This is a genomic window from Enterobacter cloacae complex sp. 370H10, assembly GCF_050031535.1.
GTDB classification, from domain to species: Bacteria; Pseudomonadota; Gammaproteobacteria; order Enterobacterales; family Enterobacteriaceae; genus Enterobacter; species Enterobacter intestinihominis.
Genome location: NZ_JBLGWG010000001.1, coordinates 2,708,395 through 2,723,670, shown reverse-complemented (window position 1 = coordinate 2,723,670; position 15,276 = coordinate 2,708,395). Strand labels below are relative to the sequence as shown.

Here is a 15,276-nt window from a genome sequence, read left to right as displayed (position 1 = left end):
ACCGATTGAAGAAAAGTAAATAACTACGCCTATTATACACGTAACCCGCGCGACGCGCGGTAAAAAAGCCCCATGGCGCCGATTATTGCGCTTTAAAAGCGTGCAGTCGATTGGTGGCTTTCGTCAGGCCGTCCTGAAGCCAAATCTCGGTGCAGCGGGCCGCTTCGTCCACCGCTTCGTCAATCAACTTCTGCTCAGAAACCGGTGGTTTACCCAGTACGAAACCAACAACTTTGTTTTTATCGCCCGGATGGCCGATTCCCACGCGCAAACGGTGGAAATTAGGGTTATTACCCAGTTTGCTGATGATATCTTTAAGGCCGTTGTGGCCGCCATGACCGCCGCCCAGCTTGAACTTCGCCACGCCTGGCGGCAGATCCAGTTCGTCGTGGGCCACCAGGATCTCATCCGGATTGATGCGATAAAACGTTGCCATAGCCGCCACGGCTTTGCCGCTCAGGTTCATAAAGGTGGTTGGCACCAGCAACCGCACGTCAGCACCCGCAAGATTGATGCGTGAGGTATACCCGTAAAACTTGGGTTCTTCACGCAGGGGAGCGCGCAGACGTTCCGCCAGCAGATCAACATACCAGGCGCCGGCGTTATGGCGGGTAGCGGCATACTCTGCGCCCGGATTGGCGAGGCCGACAATCAGTTTAATCGTCACGATTTACTTCCTAATGGGTTCCAGATCTGGCGCGTAGTTTACTGTCTGGCGCGCCGCTTGACAAAGTTCTGCCTGCTGTACACCGAAATGCGAATAATTTCTTCTTTGAACAATTAGAATTTCAAGCTGTTCAATGTCTTATTTGTAAATTTTTGTCCGGGAGTTATCTGTAAATGTGATCATTCACGCAACTCATATAAGTGGCGTTGTCTATACTTTACACACAAGGAGAAGGGGTTTTTCCCCTGACAACCCAAAGTTCCGGAGGTGACATATGAAACGCAAAAACGCTTCAATGCTCGGTAACGTGCTAATGGGGTTGGGACTGTTCGTGATGGTCGCCGGTGTCGGTTATTCAATTTTAAACCAATTACCGCAGCTTGACCTCCCACAATACTTTGCGCATGGCGCGGTGCTGAGTATCTTCCTCGGTGCGGTATTGTGGCTCGCCGGGGCGCGCGTGAGCGGACATGAGGAAGTCTGCGATAAATACTGGTGGGTGCGCCATTACGATAAACGATGCCGCCGCGACCAGCATAAGCACGGCTAGTGCCCCATAAAGAACACCGAAACGACTTCAGATGAAGTCGTTTTTTTTTGCATGACGCATTGACCCTCACGTAACGTAAGGCTTCAGAGTAGCAACACTGGCAGAACAAAAGGAGCCGTTATGTTGATTCAGGTGGGTGAACTGGCGAAACGCGCAGGGATCACCGTGCGGACTTTGCATCACTACGAGCAAACAGGGCTGTTGTTACCTTCTGCCAGAAGCGCGGCAGGCTACCGGCTTTACAACCTGGCGGATGTGCAGCGTCTGCATATGATCCAGACGCTGGCAAAAGCCGGGCTGGAGCTTGCCGAAATCAGGGATTTTCTGGAACAGCGTTCGCTGTCATTAGCGGAATTACTCGACGGGCAAATCACTTTGCTGGACAAGCAACTGCGTAGCATCCATACGCTGCGCAACCGGCTGGTGGAATTGCGTACCGGGCTGACCGACGATGCGACGCCGGATCTGGAATCCTGGCTACAGACTCTGGAGTTAATGAATATGTACGATCGCTGGTTTAGCAAAGAAGAGTTGCAGCAACTGCCGTTTGCGGTAGAGAAAGAGGCGCTGGCGGATATCTGGTCGGGTCTGGTGACGGAGGTTAAACGCTTGCTGGAACAGAACGTCAGCGTCACGGACGCGCGGGCGACCGATTTGGCTTCACGGTGGATGGAACGCCTGGAACAGGATACCGCAGGCAAACCGGAATTTTTGACCCGTCTGAACGAAATGCACAGCGTGGAGCCGCAGATGCAGGAGCAAACCGGCATTACGCCGGAGATTACGGATTACATCACGCGGGCGTTTGCCCAATCAAAGCTCAGCATCTGGGAGCAATATCTCACTGCTGAAGAGATGGCCTTTACCCGGGCGCACTACTTTGACCGGATGATGGAGTGGCCGCCGCTGGTGGCGAAGCTGCATCAGGCGCAGCGGGATAATCTCAGTCCCGCTTCTGACGATGCGCAAAAGCTGGCAGAAAAGTGGCTGGTTTTATTCCAGTCCTATGCGGGAACAAACCCGCAGACCCAGCAAAAATTTCGGCTTGCCATGCAGCAGGAGCCGCATCTGATGAAAGGCACGTGGATGACGCCTGCCGTGCTTGAATGGCTCCAGCAGGCGATCGGGGTGATGATGCAAAGACGTATCTCTGCATCTGATGACTCACAGATCCGCTAATGCAGCTTCACGGTTAGGGTAGAAGGACAATCGGCCAGGGATCGGCTGTACGCCCGCGCGCGCCATGGTGCGCAGGGGCTGGAATTCGAGGTTACTGATCCGCAGCTCGCAGCCTTCCGGCAGGCGGGCAACAAAGCGCTGGAAGGCATCCAGACCGCCGGCATCCAGCACCGGGACGGCATCCCACTTCAGCACCACAATCCGTTTGCCCGCGATGCGGGACGCCAGATCGCTGAACAAACCTTCCGCCGCGGCGAAGAACAGCGGGCCAATCACGCGCAACACCAGCACATCTTCAGGCACCTCAACGTTAACCGGGGAGAGACGCGTCATCTGCGCGATGCGGCGCATAAACAGCAGCGAGGCCAACACTATGCCGACGCTGATAGCGATAACCATATCAAACAGCACGGTCAGCGACATGCAGATCAGCATCACGATGATGTCATCTTTCGGCGCACGGCGCAGCAGATTCACCACCTTATGCGCCTCACTCATATTCCAGGCCACCATCAGCAGCAGCGCAGCCATGGCAGAGAGCGGAAGCCATGAAAGCAGTGGGGCAAGGATCAGCAGCGCCATGATCACCAGCAGGGAGTGAATGACCGCGGAAACCGGTGATGTCGCGCCCGCACGTACGTTCGCGGCGGAACGGGCAATCGCAGCCGTAGCCGTAATACCGCCGAAGAACGGTGCAACGATGTTCCCTAAGCCCTGACCGACCAGTTCGCTGTTGGCTTTGTGCTTAGTGCCGGTCATGCCGTCGAGCACGACGGCGCAGAGCAGGGATTCAATCGCGCCCAGCATTGCCATGGAGAACGCGGCAGGCAGCAGAGCGCGAAGGGAATCCCAGCTCAGGGTGAAGCTGGAGCCCGGCATGTCCCACGGCAGAACCAGCTGCGGCAGCAGCTGCGGAATACCGTTACCCTGTGAGCCATCCGCCAGAACATAGTGGAACTGGGAGCCAATGGTGGCGACCTGTCCACCGAGCAGGTTGACGACGCCCATCACCGCGCAGCCCAGCAGCAGAGCGGGGAGATGCCCCGGGAGACGAATGCCTAAGCGAGGCCAGACGATGAGTGTGCCGAGGGTAACGATGCCAATGGCTGCATCGCCCAGGTTGGCCGTCGGCAACGCCATAAACAGCGCGCCCACTTTCTGTAAGTAGTGCTCCGGAACATGGGCCATTTGCAGGCCGAGGAAATCCTTAATCTGCATGGTCCCGATGGTAATCCCAATCCCCGAGGTGAACCCCAGCGTCACGGAAAGGGGAATATATTCAATCAGGCGACCAAAGCGGGCCAGACCGAACAGAATTAAAAAGATGCCGGACATCAGGGTGGCAACCAGCAGGCCTGCCAGACCAAACTGTTGGGAAACCGGGTAGAGGATCACCACAAAGGCGGCAGTTGGGCCGGAGACGCTGAAGCGGGACCCGCCCGTCAGCGCAATCACAATCCCCGCAACGGCTGAGGTGTACAGCCCGTACTGCGGCGCGACGCCGCTACCAATCGCCAGTGCCATCGCCAGCGGGATGGCAATAATCCCGACGGTGATCCCGGCTATCAGGTCACGAACGAAGCGTGACGACGTGTATTTCTCTTTCCAGCAGGCGTCGATGAGGGCGCGAAAGGGCAGAACATGTGAGGAGGTTACGTTTTTCACAATTATCTATCATCCGTGTGCGCATCATCTGTCATATGAATGGCAGGTGAAGGAGGCATAAGTCATACAAATAAATACTATAAACAAAAAAACCCGCCGTAGCGGGTTTTTTGGCCGTGTTCGATCAGTGTTCGAACATTGCAGAGATGGATTCTTCGTTGCTGATACGACGAATCGCTTCGGCCAGCATCCCGGACAGAGTCAACGTACGCACGTTTGGCAGCGCTTTGATCTCGTCACTCAGTGGAATGGTATCGCACACCACAACTTCGTCGATGACGGAGTTACGCAGGTTGTTTACCGCATTGCCGGAGAAGATCGGGTGAGTCGCGTAAGCGAATACGCGTTTCGCACCACGCTCTTTCAGCGCTTCAGCGGCTTTACACAGCGTACCGCCGGTATCGATCATGTCGTCCACCAACACGCAGTCGCGGCCAGCCACGTCACCGATGATGTGCATCACCTGAGAAACGTTAGCGCGCGGACGGCGTTTGTCGATGATCGCCATGTCGGTATCGTTCAGCAGCTTCGCGATAGCTCGAGCACGTACCACGCCGCCGATGTCTGGAGAAACCACAATCGGGTTGTCCAGATTCAGTTGCAGCATGTCTTCCAGCAGGATTGGGCTGCCGAAAACGTTATCAACCGGCACGTCGAAGAAGCCCTGGATCTGCTCTGCGTGCAGGTCGACCGTCAGTACGCGGTCAACGCCGACGCTGGACAGGAAGTCTGCGACAACTTTAGCGGTGATTGGCACACGCGCGGAACGGACGCGACGGTCCTGACGTGCATAGCCAAAGTAAGGAATAACAGCAGTGATACGGCCAGCAGAAGCGCGACGCAGCGCGTCGACCATAACAACCAATTCCATCAGGTTGTCGTTCGTTGGAGCACAGGTGGACTGGATGATGAAAATATCACCACCGCGTACATTTTCGTTAATTTGTACGCTGACTTCGCCGTCGCTAAAGCGACCTACAGCGGCGTCGCCGAGGGAAGTGTACAGGCGGTTGGCAATACGTTGTGCTAGTTCCGGGGTGGCGTTACCAGCAAAAAGCTTCATATCAGGCACGAGAAGAACCTCAGGCATGCGTCCAGTGGTGGATAGCGTTCGCCGCAAACTGCGGGGCCTAAGCAAACACTATCCAGGCGGTGTATTAAAGAGCGCGATGCAACGTCTGGAACAGGGTGACGTTGTCACCGAAACTCAGTCTGCGCCAGAATGGCCTGCTGTAGGGGGGAGGTGTTCATCCCGCGTGCTACAAAACCATGCAGCCAATCCGGCGCTTGCTCAAGCACCTGACGGGCGGCGGATTCGGTGTCAAATTCAGCAAAGACACAGGCCCCTGTACCGGTCAGGCGCGACGGCGCGTATTCTAACAGCCAGGAAAGCACCGCATCAACCTCGCGAAAACGTTTTCTTGCGATATCCTCGCAATCGTTGCTGAATTCACAATTTAATAACGTTTTTATTGACCGTACCGGGGTATTTCTTTTCAGGTCAGGATCTTTAAAGATGACCGGGGTAGGAATGCTCACGCCAGGGTGAACGATCAGATACCATTTTTCCGGCGGATCGACCGGCGTGAGGATTTCGCCCACCCCTTCAGCAAACGCCGCGTGGCCGCGCACAAATACTGGTACATCGGCGCCCAGCGTCAACCCTAACGCTGCCAGCTCGTCCGTTGTCAGACCGCAGCCCCACAGATGGTTAAGCGCCACCAAAACGGTTGCAGCATTTGACGAACCGCCGCCAAGACCGCCGCCCATCGGCAAGCGTTTGTCGATACGGATATCCGCACCGCTTCCCGCTGGCAGACGACCCGACGACGACGCCGTTTTCATCAGCAGGCGGGCAGCGCGCACGATCAGGTTATCGTCATGCGCCACGCCGTCGACTGGCGTCAGCAGGCAAATCTGCCCGTCCTGACGCGGTTCGATTGAGATCGTGTCGCCGTAGTCGACAAACTGAAACAGGGTTTGCAGGGTGTGATAGCCGTCAGCGCGCTGCCCGGTAATGTAGAGAAACAGGTTCAGTTTTGCGGGAGAGGGCCAGTGGGTCATCATTTAACGATCCAGTTATCCATTTTCAGCTTGATACGCTGGCTACCCTGCGTCAGCTCCATATTGGACGGCAGCGATGGTTGCGTCTTGCTGTCATACGCGCTGTACACCACTTTCCAGGTTTTACCGCCCTGGGTGTAGTTAACCTGGCTCAGACGGTATTGGTCATCAAGCGTATAGTCGGTGGCGTCACCCGGCAGGCCAAGGATCCACTGGCGCAGACTATTGAGCGGAATCGGCATCCCGGTCAGTTTGCCAATCATCTCTTCGGCGTCGGTCGCGGTGTAGTGCTGGCCTTTGTTATCGGTGATCTGCGCTTCGCCAGGCTTCGCGTTAAGCTCCAGCTCGGTGCTGCCCAGCGGGTTGAGCAGCAGCAGGCGATAGTTGTCCTGCCCCGTTTGCTGCCAGAAGAAGCGAGCATAAACTTTTTGTTCGTCAGAGAGATATGCAAATGCACCGCGGGTCTGGTACTGGCTTAATTTCAGCACATCCTGCTGGTGCTGACGCCACTGCGGTGAGTCGGGGCTTTTGCCCGGGCCTTTCGGCTGATGAACGGAACAGGCGGTCAGAACCAGGGCCGCCAGAGGCAGCAGGCGAATCATTCGGGTCATAATGATGACAAATCCTTGAGATACGTTGCAGTTATAACTGTTAATGCTAGCGTTGAAGGGTGCCACCGTCTACGTTCAAATTATCTCAAAGCGCGGCGTAAGCTATTACTCCGAAAGGGGGCAGTCTCTTTTATTGATCTCGCGCATCCTGTATGATGCGTCCTGCTAACCTTATTAACGCTGGTACTACTCCCGCTCAACATGACCCTATTAGCACTCGGTATTAACCACAAAACGGCCCCGGTTTCACTGCGAGAACGCGTTACGTTTTCGCCGGATACGCTCGACCTGGCGCTGGATAGCCTGCTTGCACAGCCGATGGTGCAGGGTGGCGTGGTGCTGTCGACGTGCAACCGTACCGAGCTCTATTTAAGCGTGGAAGAGCAGGACAACCTGCACGAGGCGCTGATCCGCTGGCTATGTGACTATCACAACCTCAACGAAGAAGAGCTGCGCAACAGCCTGTACTGGCATCAGGATAACGATGCGGTCAGCCATCTGATGCGTGTGGCCAGCGGTCTGGATTCGCTGGTGCTGGGCGAGCCGCAGATCCTCGGCCAGGTGAAAAAAGCCTTCGCGGATTCCCAGAAAGGGCATCTGAAAGCCAGCGAACTGGAGCGAATGTTCCAGAAGTCATTCTCCGTGGCGAAGCGTGTGCGAACCGAAACCGACATTGGCGCCAGTGCGGTTTCGGTTGCTTTCGCGGCCTGTACTCTTGCCCGTCAAATCTTTGAATCGCTGTCGACCGTCACCGTACTGCTGGTGGGGGCGGGCGAAACCATCGAGCTGGTGGCGCGCCATCTTCGCGAACACAAGGTGAAGAAGATGATCATCGCTAACCGCACCCGCGAACGTGCGCAGGTGCTGGCAGATGAAGTGGGCGCTGAGGTGATTGCGCTGAGCGACATCGATGAACGTCTGAAAGAGGCGGACATTATTATCAGTTCTACCGCCAGCCCGCTGCCGATTATCGGGAAAGGGATGGTCGAGCGTGCGCTGAAATCACGCCGCAATCAGCCGATGCTGCTGGTGGATATCGCCGTTCCGCGTGATGTCGAACCGGAAGTGGGCAAACTGGCGAACGCCTACCTGTACAGCGTGGATGACCTGCAAAGCATCATTTCGCACAACCTTGCCCAGCGTAAGGCGGCGGCTGTGCAGGCGGAAACCATCGTTGAACAGGAAACCAGCGAATTTATGGCCTGGCTGCGCGCGCAAAGCGTCAGCGAGACCATCCGCGAATACCGCGGTCAGGCGGAGCAGGTGCGTGATGACCTGACGGCCAAAGCGTTAGCGGCCCTTGAACAGGGCGGCGACGCGCAGGCGATTATGCAGGATTTAGCCTGGAAACTGACCAACCGCCTGATCCATGCCCCAACCAAATCTCTTCAGCAGGCTGCCCGTGACGGGGACGATGAACGCCTGACTATTCTGCGCAACAGCCTCGGGCTGGAATAGCGCCCTATACCCATTTTCTAAGACAAGGTGCATTTACGCCTATGAAGCCTTCTATCGTCGCTAAACTGGAAGCTCTGCACGAGCGCCATGAAGAAGTCCAGGCGCTGCTCGGCGATGCCGGGACCATTGCCGACCAGGAACGTTTTCGCGCGCTGTCGCGTGAATACGCGCAGCTAAGTGATGTTTCAAAATGCTTTACCGACTGGCGACAGGTCCGGGAAGATATCGAAACCGCGCAGATGATGCTCGACGATCCTGAAATGCGCGAGATGGCCCAGGAAGAGTTGCAGGACGCTAAAGCACGGTCAGAAGAGATGGAGCAGCAGCTTCAGGTCCTTCTGCTGCCAAAAGATCCGGACGATGAGCGTAACGCTTTTGTGGAAGTCCGCGCCGGTACCGGCGGCGACGAAGCGGCGCTGTTCGCCGGAGATCTGTTCCGTATGTACAGCCGTTATGCGGAATCACGCCGCTGGCGCGTGGAGATCATGAGCGCCAACGAAGGCGAGCATGGCGGCTACAAAGAGGTTATCGCCAAAATCAGCGGCGACGGCGTTTATGGTCGGCTGAAGTTTGAATCCGGCGGTCACCGCGTGCAGCGCGTGCCTGCGACAGAATCTCAGGGACGCATTCACACCTCGGCCTGTACGGTGGCGGTCATGCCCGAGCTGCCGGAAGCGGAACTGCCGGATATCAACCCGGCGGATCTGCGCATCGACACCTTCCGCTCTTCAGGGGCGGGTGGTCAGCACGTTAACACCACCGACTCCGCTATCCGTATTACTCACCTGCCCACCGGGATTGTGGTTGAGTGTCAGGACGAGCGATCCCAGCACAAGAACAAAGCTAAGGCGTTATCCGTGCTGGGTGCCCGTATCCACGCGGCGGAAATGGCGAAACGCCAGCAGGCGGAAGCCTCTACCCGCCGTAACCTGCTGGGCAGCGGCGACCGTAGCGATCGTAACCGCACCTATAACTTCCCGCAGGGGCGCGTAACCGACCACCGCATCAACCTGACGCTCTACCGTCTGGATGAGGCAATGGAAGGCAAGCTCGATATGCTGATTGAGCCTATCGTGCAGGAATACCAGGCCGACCAGCTGGCGGCGCTGTCCGAGCAGGATTAATGGATTTTCAGCGCTGGTTACGTGAGGCGGCCCGTGAACTTTCAGAAAGTGAAAGCCCGAAGCGGGACGCCGAAATTCTGCTTGAGCATGTGACGGGTAAAGCCCGCACGTATCTGCTGGCTTTCGGCGAAACCGAACTGACAGCTGAACAGCTATCGCAGCTGGAGGCGCTGCTCGCCCGCCGTAAAACCGGCGAGCCGGTGGCGCATCTGGTTGGCGAGCGCGAGTTCTGGTCACTTCCGCTGTATGTCTCAGCGGCCACGCTGATCCCGCGCCCGGACACCGAGTGTCTGGTGGAGCAGGCGCTGGCGCGGTTACCGGCGCAGTCGTGTCAGATCCTCGATCTCGGTACCGGCACCGGTGCGATTGCGCTGGCGCTTGCCAGCGAGCGGCCGGACTGTATCGTGACGGCGGTAGACGTGATGCCTGATGCGGTCGCCCTCGCGCGGCGCAACGTTGAACGGCTGAGGCTGAACAATGTTTCCGTTCTGCAAAGCAGCTGGTTTGCCGCGCTTGAAAGCCGCATGTTCGAAATGATTGTCAGCAATCCGCCCTACATCGACGAAGACGATCCGCATCTCGCGCAGGGCGACGTGCGTTTCGAACCGTTGACCGCGCTGGTCGCTGCGAATCAGGGACTTGCGGATCTCGATCACATTGTGACAACGTCACGGCAACATTTGCTTCCCGGTGGCTTGCTGCTGGTGGAACATGGGTGGACGCAGGGAGAGGCGGTGCGAGCGCTGTTTACGCGTGCCGGATACGCCGCCGTGGAAACCTGCCGGGATTACGGCGGCAATGAACGTCTGACGCTGGGGCAGTGGTCATGAGCCTGTTTACGCTGCTAATCACCGTTCACCTGGTTTCCGTTGCCCTGACCATCGGCTTTTTCATTGTCCGCTACTGGTGGCGCTACAGCAATAATCCGCTGATTAACGCCCGCTGGGTACGTATCGCCCCACACGGTATCGACACAGTGCTGTTCCTTTCCGGAGCCGGGTTAATGTGGAAGACCGGCTATCTGCCATTTACTGATAAAGGCCTATGGCTGACTGAAAAGCTGTTTGGCGTTATCATCTACATCGTTTTGGGTTTTATCGCGCTTGGGCGTCATCGTCCGCGCAGCCAGCAGACAGGGTTTATCGCCTTTCTGCTGGGTCTGGTGGTGCTGTACATCATCATTAAACTCGCCACCACAAGAATACCGTTACTGGGGTAAGTCATGAGGTCCTTAGCCGATTTCGAATTTAACAAAGTGCCGCTATGCGATGGTATGATCCTGATTTCAGAGATGATCCGCGACGATTTCACATCACAGTACGTTTACGCTGAACTGGAAAATCTGGTCAGCCTGGCGCGCGAAGAGATCAATCAGGCACGTCCGCAAGACTGGCAATTAGAGAAGCTGATTGAGCTTTTCTACGGCGAATGGGGTTTCTGCGACACGCGAGGCGTGTATCGCCTGTCTGACGCACTGTGGCTGGACCAGGTGCTGAAAAATCGACAGGGTAGCGCCGTCGCGTTGGGCGCCATTTTACTGTGGGTTGCGCACCGACTGGATATTCCACTGGTGCCGGTCATTTTCCCCACGCAGATGATTTTGCGGGCGGAGTGGCTGGACGGTGAGATGTGGTTAATCAATCCGTTTAACGGCGACACGCTGGATGAGCATACGCTGGACGTCTGGCTGAAAGGCAACATCAGCCCGATAGCGGAGCTGTTCAATGAAGATCTCGATGAAGCCGATAACGCCGAAGTGATCCGCAAGCTGTTGGATACGCTGAAGTCTGCGCTGATGGAAGAGCGTCAGATGGAGCTGGCCCTGCGCGCAAGCGAAGTGCTGTTGCAGTTCAATCCGGAAGATCCGTACGAAATCCGCGACCGCGGCCTGATTTATGCGCAGCTCGACTGCGAGCACGTGGCGCTGAATGATTTGAATTATTTCGTCGAGCAATGTCCGGAAGACCCGATCAGCGAAATGATTCGCGCGCAGATCAACGCGATCGCGCATAAACACATTACACTGCATTAATCTTAATTCCGATTCACACCTGAATAAGGCGATCCTATGAAACAAAAAGTGGTTAGCATTGGTGATATCAACGTGGCAAACGACCTGCCGTTCGTGCTGTTTGGCGGTATGAACGTTCTGGAATCCCGCGATCTCGCTATGCGCATCTGCGAACACTACGTGACCGTGACCCAGAAGCTGGGCATCCCGTATGTGTTTAAAGCCTCTTTTGACAAAGCCAACCGCTCCTCCATTCACTCCTACCGTGGCCCGGGCCTGGAAGAGGGGATGAAGATTTTCCAGGAGCTGAAACAGACGTTTGGCGTGAAAGTGATCACCGACGTGCACGAAGCGTCTCAGGCACAGCCCGTGGCTGATGTGGTAGACGTGATTCAGCTTCCGGCGTTCCTGGCGCGCCAGACTGACCTGGTAGAAGCGATGGCGAAAACCGGTGCCGTGATTAACGTGAAAAAACCGCAGTTCGTGAGCCCTGGCCAGATGGGTAACATCGTCGATAAGTTTATCGAAGGTGGTAACGACCAGGTGATCCTGTGCGACCGTGGTTCAAACTTCGGTTATGACAACCTGGTTGTGGATATGCTGGGCTTCAGCGTAATGAAGAACGTCTCTAACCAGTCTCCGGTGATTTTCGACGTGACCCACTCCCTGCAATGTCGCGACCCGTTTGGCGCCGCGTCTGGCGGGCGTCGTGCGCAGGTGACCGAACTGGCGCGCGCCGGTATGGCAACCGGCCTGGCGGGTCTGTTCATTGAAGCGCACCCGGATCCGGTTAACGCGAAATGCGACGGTCCATCCGCGCTACCGCTGGATAAGCTGGAGCCATTCCTGAAACAGATCAAAGCGATTGACGATCTGGTGAAGAGCTTCGACGAGCTGGATACCAGCAACTAATAAAAAAACCCGCTTCGGCGGGTTTTTCTTTGCCCGGCGGCGCTACGCTTGCGCGGGCCTACGGGTTTCGTAGGCCGGGTAAGCGCAGCGCCACCCGGCAAAAAAATTACGCAAATATCGTCATCAGATACGCAATAAACAGCGCCATATGCGCCGCGCCGTTCAGCACATTGGTGCGGCCGGTTGAGAAGGAAATCTGGCACAGTAGTAGCGACGCTACCATCACAATCATCTCTGGTGCACCCAGCGCAAACTGCAATTCATTCCCCGTCATAAAGGCAATAAGCGTTACCACCGGAACGGTAAGGGAGATGGTCGCCAGAACGGAGCCAAAGAACAGATTCATCGCACGCTGCACCTGATTATTGAGCACCGCTTTCAGCGCTCCCAGGCCTTCTGGCGACAGGATCAACAGGGCTACCAGGAAACCGGTAAAGGCGACCGGCGCGTTCAGTTCAGTTAACAGCGCCTCCAGCGGGTTCGCATTCATCTTGGTGACCGCAATTACCGCAATCAGATGCACGATCAGCCAAACCGTGTGCCACGCGCTGCTGTGGGCCGACGGCTTACCGTGATGCGGGTCATCATCGTCGCCGTCGTCTTCATGCTCGTAAACAAACAGGCTTTGGTGCGTTTTGGTCTGGATCAGCAAGAACACGCCGTACATCGCCGCGGAAATCAGTGCCACCAGCAGCGCCTGGCCGGTGGTGAAGTTTGCGCCCGGCAATGCCATCGGGAATACCAGCACGATAATCGCCAGCGGGAACAGGGCGATCAGATACTGTTTAATGCCAAAAAGGTTCATGTACTGGGTGGCAAATTTGCGGCCACCTAATAAAAGCGAAAAACCGACCAGGCCGCCGGTAACAATCATAATGATGGAGTAGAGCGTATCGCGCATTAACGTTGGTGCGGCGTCGCCGGTGGCCATTAATGCGGAAATTAGACTGACCTCAAGAATCACAACCGAAAGGCTTAAAATTAATGACCCATACGGCTCTCCAAGACGGTGGGCTAAAACATCCGCATGGCGTACCACGCTAAATGCACTGGTTAAAATACCCACCAGAGCCAGAATATTGATCCCCACAACCACTGGCAATGACTGACTGCTTCCCCAGAAGAGCAGCACAGCCAGTGCCAGAACCGGGAAAATGAGAGAGGTCTCCTTGTGGCGGGTCTTTACCGCCTCGTGTGTTGCTGTCATGTGTTTCTCCAACAGTGCAGGTGCTTGTAATTATAGATAGATTTTGAGGGTGTTAAATTAACAGAAAACGGTTAAATACCCTGTATTTTTTACTTAATTTTACCCTTTAATGGGATTTTTCTTCCTGAAGCTTATAATGCCTCATTTACACAAAATAATAATTTAATAACAATGCCTTGCACTCTTAAATAGTTCATTTCTCGCTGTCGGCTGGCACCCTGGCGTATCGTCGTCCACACTTATCTTTTAGCCAAAAGAGAGGTTAGCGATGCCATACAAATCGAAAAGCGAATTACCGGATAACGTGCAAAACGTACTGCCTGCCCACGCTCAGGATATCTATAAAGAAGCCTTTAACAGCGCCTGGGATCAATACAAAGATAAAGAAGATCGCCGGGACGATGCCAGCCGTGAAGAGACGGCGCATAAAGTGGCCTGGGCCGCCGTAAAAAATGACTATGAGAAAGGGGATGATGACAAATGGCACAAAAAGAAATAGCTGCCGAATAATACGCTGCCTCCATTTTGACATTTCAGGCGGTTGAACTGCCGCTGTATTGCATCTGGCCCGCGAATTGCTTATCGTTGCTCAACTGCTGTTAAAATGAACAGCACAGAATGCCGGGAAGGCGCATTAAAGATGTCGCAAGGAAGCATGCAGTGGCGGAGGTGGAATGTGTTAACGCGTGATTTCTTGATGAAGGCAGATTGTAAGACGGCATTTGGTGCTATTGAGGAATCGCTTCTGTGGTCGGCTGAACAACGTGCGGCGTCGCTTGCGGCAACGCTGGCCTGCCGCCCGGATGATGGCCCGGTCTGGATTTTTGGTTACGGCTCTCTGATGTGGAACCCGGCGCTCGAGTTTGTTGAATCGGCAACCGGAACGCTGCCTGGCTGGCACCGCGCCTTCTGTTTGCGCCTGACCGCCGGACGCGGCAGCGCGTGTCAGCCTGGACGTATGCTTGCACTAAAAGAGGGCGGGCGCACCACGGGCGTGGCATACCGGCTGCCGGATACCACGCTGGAAGATGAGCTGACGCTGCTGTGGAAGCGCGAGATGATCACCGGCTGCTATATGCCCAGCTGGTGCAAGCTGGAACTGGACGACGGCCGCACCGTCAACGCGCTGGTGTTCATTATGGATCCGCGCCACCCGCTGTATGAAGCCGACACCCGAACCCAGGTGATTGCCCCGCTGATTGCCGCCGCCAGTGGACCGCTGGGCACTAACGCCCAGTACCTTTTCTCGCTCGATCAGGAGCTGACGCGTCTCGGTATGCAGGACGACTGTCTGAGTGAGCTGGTGGTGAAGGTTAAAGCGCTGCTGGAAGGGAACCCGCTCAGCAATACGCTGCGCCCGGGTTTTGCCTGATAATACGCCCGGCTGGCCGGGCGTTTATGGTTATGCTGCCACGTAACTTACGGAATGTTCGAGCGACTGGCTGTGGCTGTCGATCAGCACATCCCAGGTGCCGGTGTAAGGCACCGTCAGCCAGGCCTTATCATCCTGGACGGTAAGGATATCTGCCTGCGATTGCTTTTGCCCTTTTGTACTCATCAGATGGATGCGGCAACGTTCTGAGCAACGCACCACTACCGTATCCCCGCCAAACAGTTTCAGACTCGTTTTAACTCGTGCCATTTTTATACCCCGTCGTTTTTGCCCATCCCGAGCGTGATGTTGTTCACAATTTACTCATTGCATAACACCAAAGGGGAAGGTGGGTGATGCTGATTTCGATCAAAAAATGGCGCAACGATTAAACAAAAATGACAAAATTTCTGAAACCTTTCAGCCGACGCGCGTTTTCCCTGCTTAACGCGCGTC

General features: G+C 55.7%; 17 protein-coding genes. 10 read left to right on the top strand and 7 right to left on the bottom strand.

Annotated elements, in window-relative coordinates; genetic code table 11:
* Nucleotides 1-82: 82 nt before the first annotated feature.
* Complete coding sequence (pth, locus tag ACQG2Q_RS13395; RefSeq protein WP_006810922.1) at nucleotides 83-667, bottom strand: aminoacyl-tRNA hydrolase; 585 nt, start codon at nucleotides 665-667, stop codon at nucleotides 83-85.
* A 274-nt stretch (nucleotides 668-941) separates the two neighbouring features.
* Between pth and ychH the strand changes: the two genes are divergently transcribed.
* Nucleotides 942-1,217 carry a stress-induced protein YchH gene (gene ychH / locus ACQG2Q_RS13390; protein WP_022648382.1) on the top strand — a complete coding sequence of 92 codons (276 nt, stop codon included), beginning with the start codon at nucleotides 942-944 and terminating at the stop codon, nucleotides 1,215-1,217.
* 120 nt (nucleotides 1,218-1,337) lie between these two features.
* Nucleotides 1,338-2,396, top strand: a complete 1,059-nt coding sequence (locus tag ACQG2Q_RS13385; RefSeq protein ID WP_063849126.1) for a MerR family transcriptional regulator — start codon at nucleotides 1,338-1,340, stop codon at nucleotides 2,394-2,396.
* On the opposite strand, the gene dauA is transcribed toward ACQG2Q_RS13385, so the two are convergent.
* From dauA to lolB, 4 genes are all read right to left on the bottom strand, one after another.
* Nucleotides 2,382-4,061, bottom strand: coding sequence for a C4-dicarboxylic acid transporter DauA (gene dauA / locus ACQG2Q_RS13380; protein WP_023306435.1), 1,680 nt, complete (start codon nucleotides 4,059-4,061; stop codon nucleotides 2,382-2,384). The genes ACQG2Q_RS13385 and dauA overlap by 15 nt on opposite strands.
* A gap of 124 nt (nucleotides 4,062-4,185) precedes the next feature.
* Complete coding sequence (prs, locus tag ACQG2Q_RS13375) at nucleotides 4,186-5,133, bottom strand: ribose-phosphate diphosphokinase (RefSeq protein WP_003856663.1); 948 nt, start codon at nucleotides 5,131-5,133, stop codon at nucleotides 4,186-4,188.
* A 125-nt stretch (nucleotides 5,134-5,258) separates the two neighbouring features.
* On the bottom strand, nucleotides 5,259-6,128 hold the full coding sequence (gene ispE, locus ACQG2Q_RS13370) for a 4-(cytidine 5'-diphospho)-2-C-methyl-D-erythritol kinase (RefSeq protein ID WP_032624093.1): 870 nt from the start codon (nucleotides 6,126-6,128) through the stop codon (nucleotides 5,259-5,261).
* Nucleotides 6,125-6,736 (bottom strand): lipoprotein insertase outer membrane protein LolB, encoded by a 612-nt coding sequence (lolB, locus tag ACQG2Q_RS13365; protein WP_003856665.1) that lies wholly within the window; start codon nucleotides 6,734-6,736, stop codon nucleotides 6,125-6,127. The genes ispE and lolB overlap by 4 nt, the downstream gene beginning before the upstream one ends.
* Before the next feature lie 201 nt (nucleotides 6,737-6,937).
* Between lolB and hemA the strand changes: the two genes are divergently transcribed.
* From hemA to kdsA, 6 genes are read left to right on the top strand one after another with little or no spacing between them, the layout of a single operon-like run.
* Entirely contained in the window at nucleotides 6,938-8,194 is a 1,257-nt protein-coding gene (gene hemA / locus ACQG2Q_RS13360) for a glutamyl-tRNA reductase (protein WP_003856666.1), read from the top strand.
* 41 nt (nucleotides 8,195-8,235) lie between these two features.
* Nucleotides 8,236-9,318, top strand: coding sequence for a peptide chain release factor 1 (gene prfA, locus ACQG2Q_RS13355; RefSeq protein WP_063849125.1), 1,083 nt, complete (start codon nucleotides 8,236-8,238; stop codon nucleotides 9,316-9,318).
* The gene (gene prmC, locus ACQG2Q_RS13350) at nucleotides 9,318-10,148 is read left to right on the top strand and encodes a peptide chain release factor N(5)-glutamine methyltransferase (protein WP_063849124.1); all 831 of its coding nucleotides are present in this window, start codon (nucleotides 9,318-9,320) and stop codon (nucleotides 10,146-10,148) included. Before prfA ends, prmC begins: the two co-directional genes overlap by 1 nt.
* The gene (gene sirB2, locus ACQG2Q_RS13345; protein ID WP_032624095.1) at nucleotides 10,145-10,537 is read left to right on the top strand and encodes an invasion regulator SirB2; all 393 of its coding nucleotides are present in this window, start codon (nucleotides 10,145-10,147) and stop codon (nucleotides 10,535-10,537) included. Before prmC ends, sirB2 begins: the two co-directional genes overlap by 4 nt.
* A gap of 3 nt (nucleotides 10,538-10,540) precedes the next feature.
* Nucleotides 10,541-11,350: an invasion regulator SirB1 gene (sirB1, locus tag ACQG2Q_RS13340; RefSeq protein WP_022648376.1), complete on the top strand. Its 810-nt coding sequence runs from the start codon at nucleotides 10,541-10,543 to the stop codon at nucleotides 11,348-11,350.
* 36 nt (nucleotides 11,351-11,386) lie between these two features.
* On the top strand, nucleotides 11,387-12,241 hold the full coding sequence (kdsA, locus tag ACQG2Q_RS13335; protein WP_022648375.1) for a 3-deoxy-8-phosphooctulonate synthase: 855 nt from the start codon (nucleotides 11,387-11,389) through the stop codon (nucleotides 12,239-12,241).
* 106 nt (nucleotides 12,242-12,347) lie between these two features.
* On the opposite strand, the gene chaA is transcribed toward kdsA, so the two are convergent.
* Nucleotides 12,348-13,448, bottom strand: a complete 1,101-nt coding sequence (gene chaA / locus ACQG2Q_RS13330; protein ID WP_003856672.1) for a sodium-potassium/proton antiporter ChaA — start codon at nucleotides 13,446-13,448, stop codon at nucleotides 12,348-12,350.
* Between the two features lie 268 nt (nucleotides 13,449-13,716).
* On the opposite strand from chaA, the gene chaB reads away from it, so the two are divergent.
* Nucleotides 13,717-13,947 carry a putative cation transport regulator ChaB gene (gene chaB, locus ACQG2Q_RS13325; protein ID WP_003856674.1) on the top strand — a complete coding sequence of 77 codons (231 nt, stop codon included), beginning with the start codon at nucleotides 13,717-13,719 and terminating at the stop codon, nucleotides 13,945-13,947.
* 177 nt (nucleotides 13,948-14,124) lie between these two features.
* Nucleotides 14,125-14,820, top strand: coding sequence for a gamma-glutamylcyclotransferase (locus tag ACQG2Q_RS13320; RefSeq protein WP_017384255.1), 696 nt, complete (start codon nucleotides 14,125-14,127; stop codon nucleotides 14,818-14,820).
* Nucleotides 14,821-14,850: 30 nt separating this feature from the next.
* On the opposite strand, the gene ACQG2Q_RS13315 is transcribed toward ACQG2Q_RS13320, so the two are convergent.
* Entirely contained in the window at nucleotides 14,851-15,090 is a 240-nt protein-coding gene (locus tag ACQG2Q_RS13315; protein ID WP_015570352.1) for a hypothetical protein, read from the bottom strand.
* Nucleotides 15,091-15,276 lie beyond the last annotated feature (186 nt).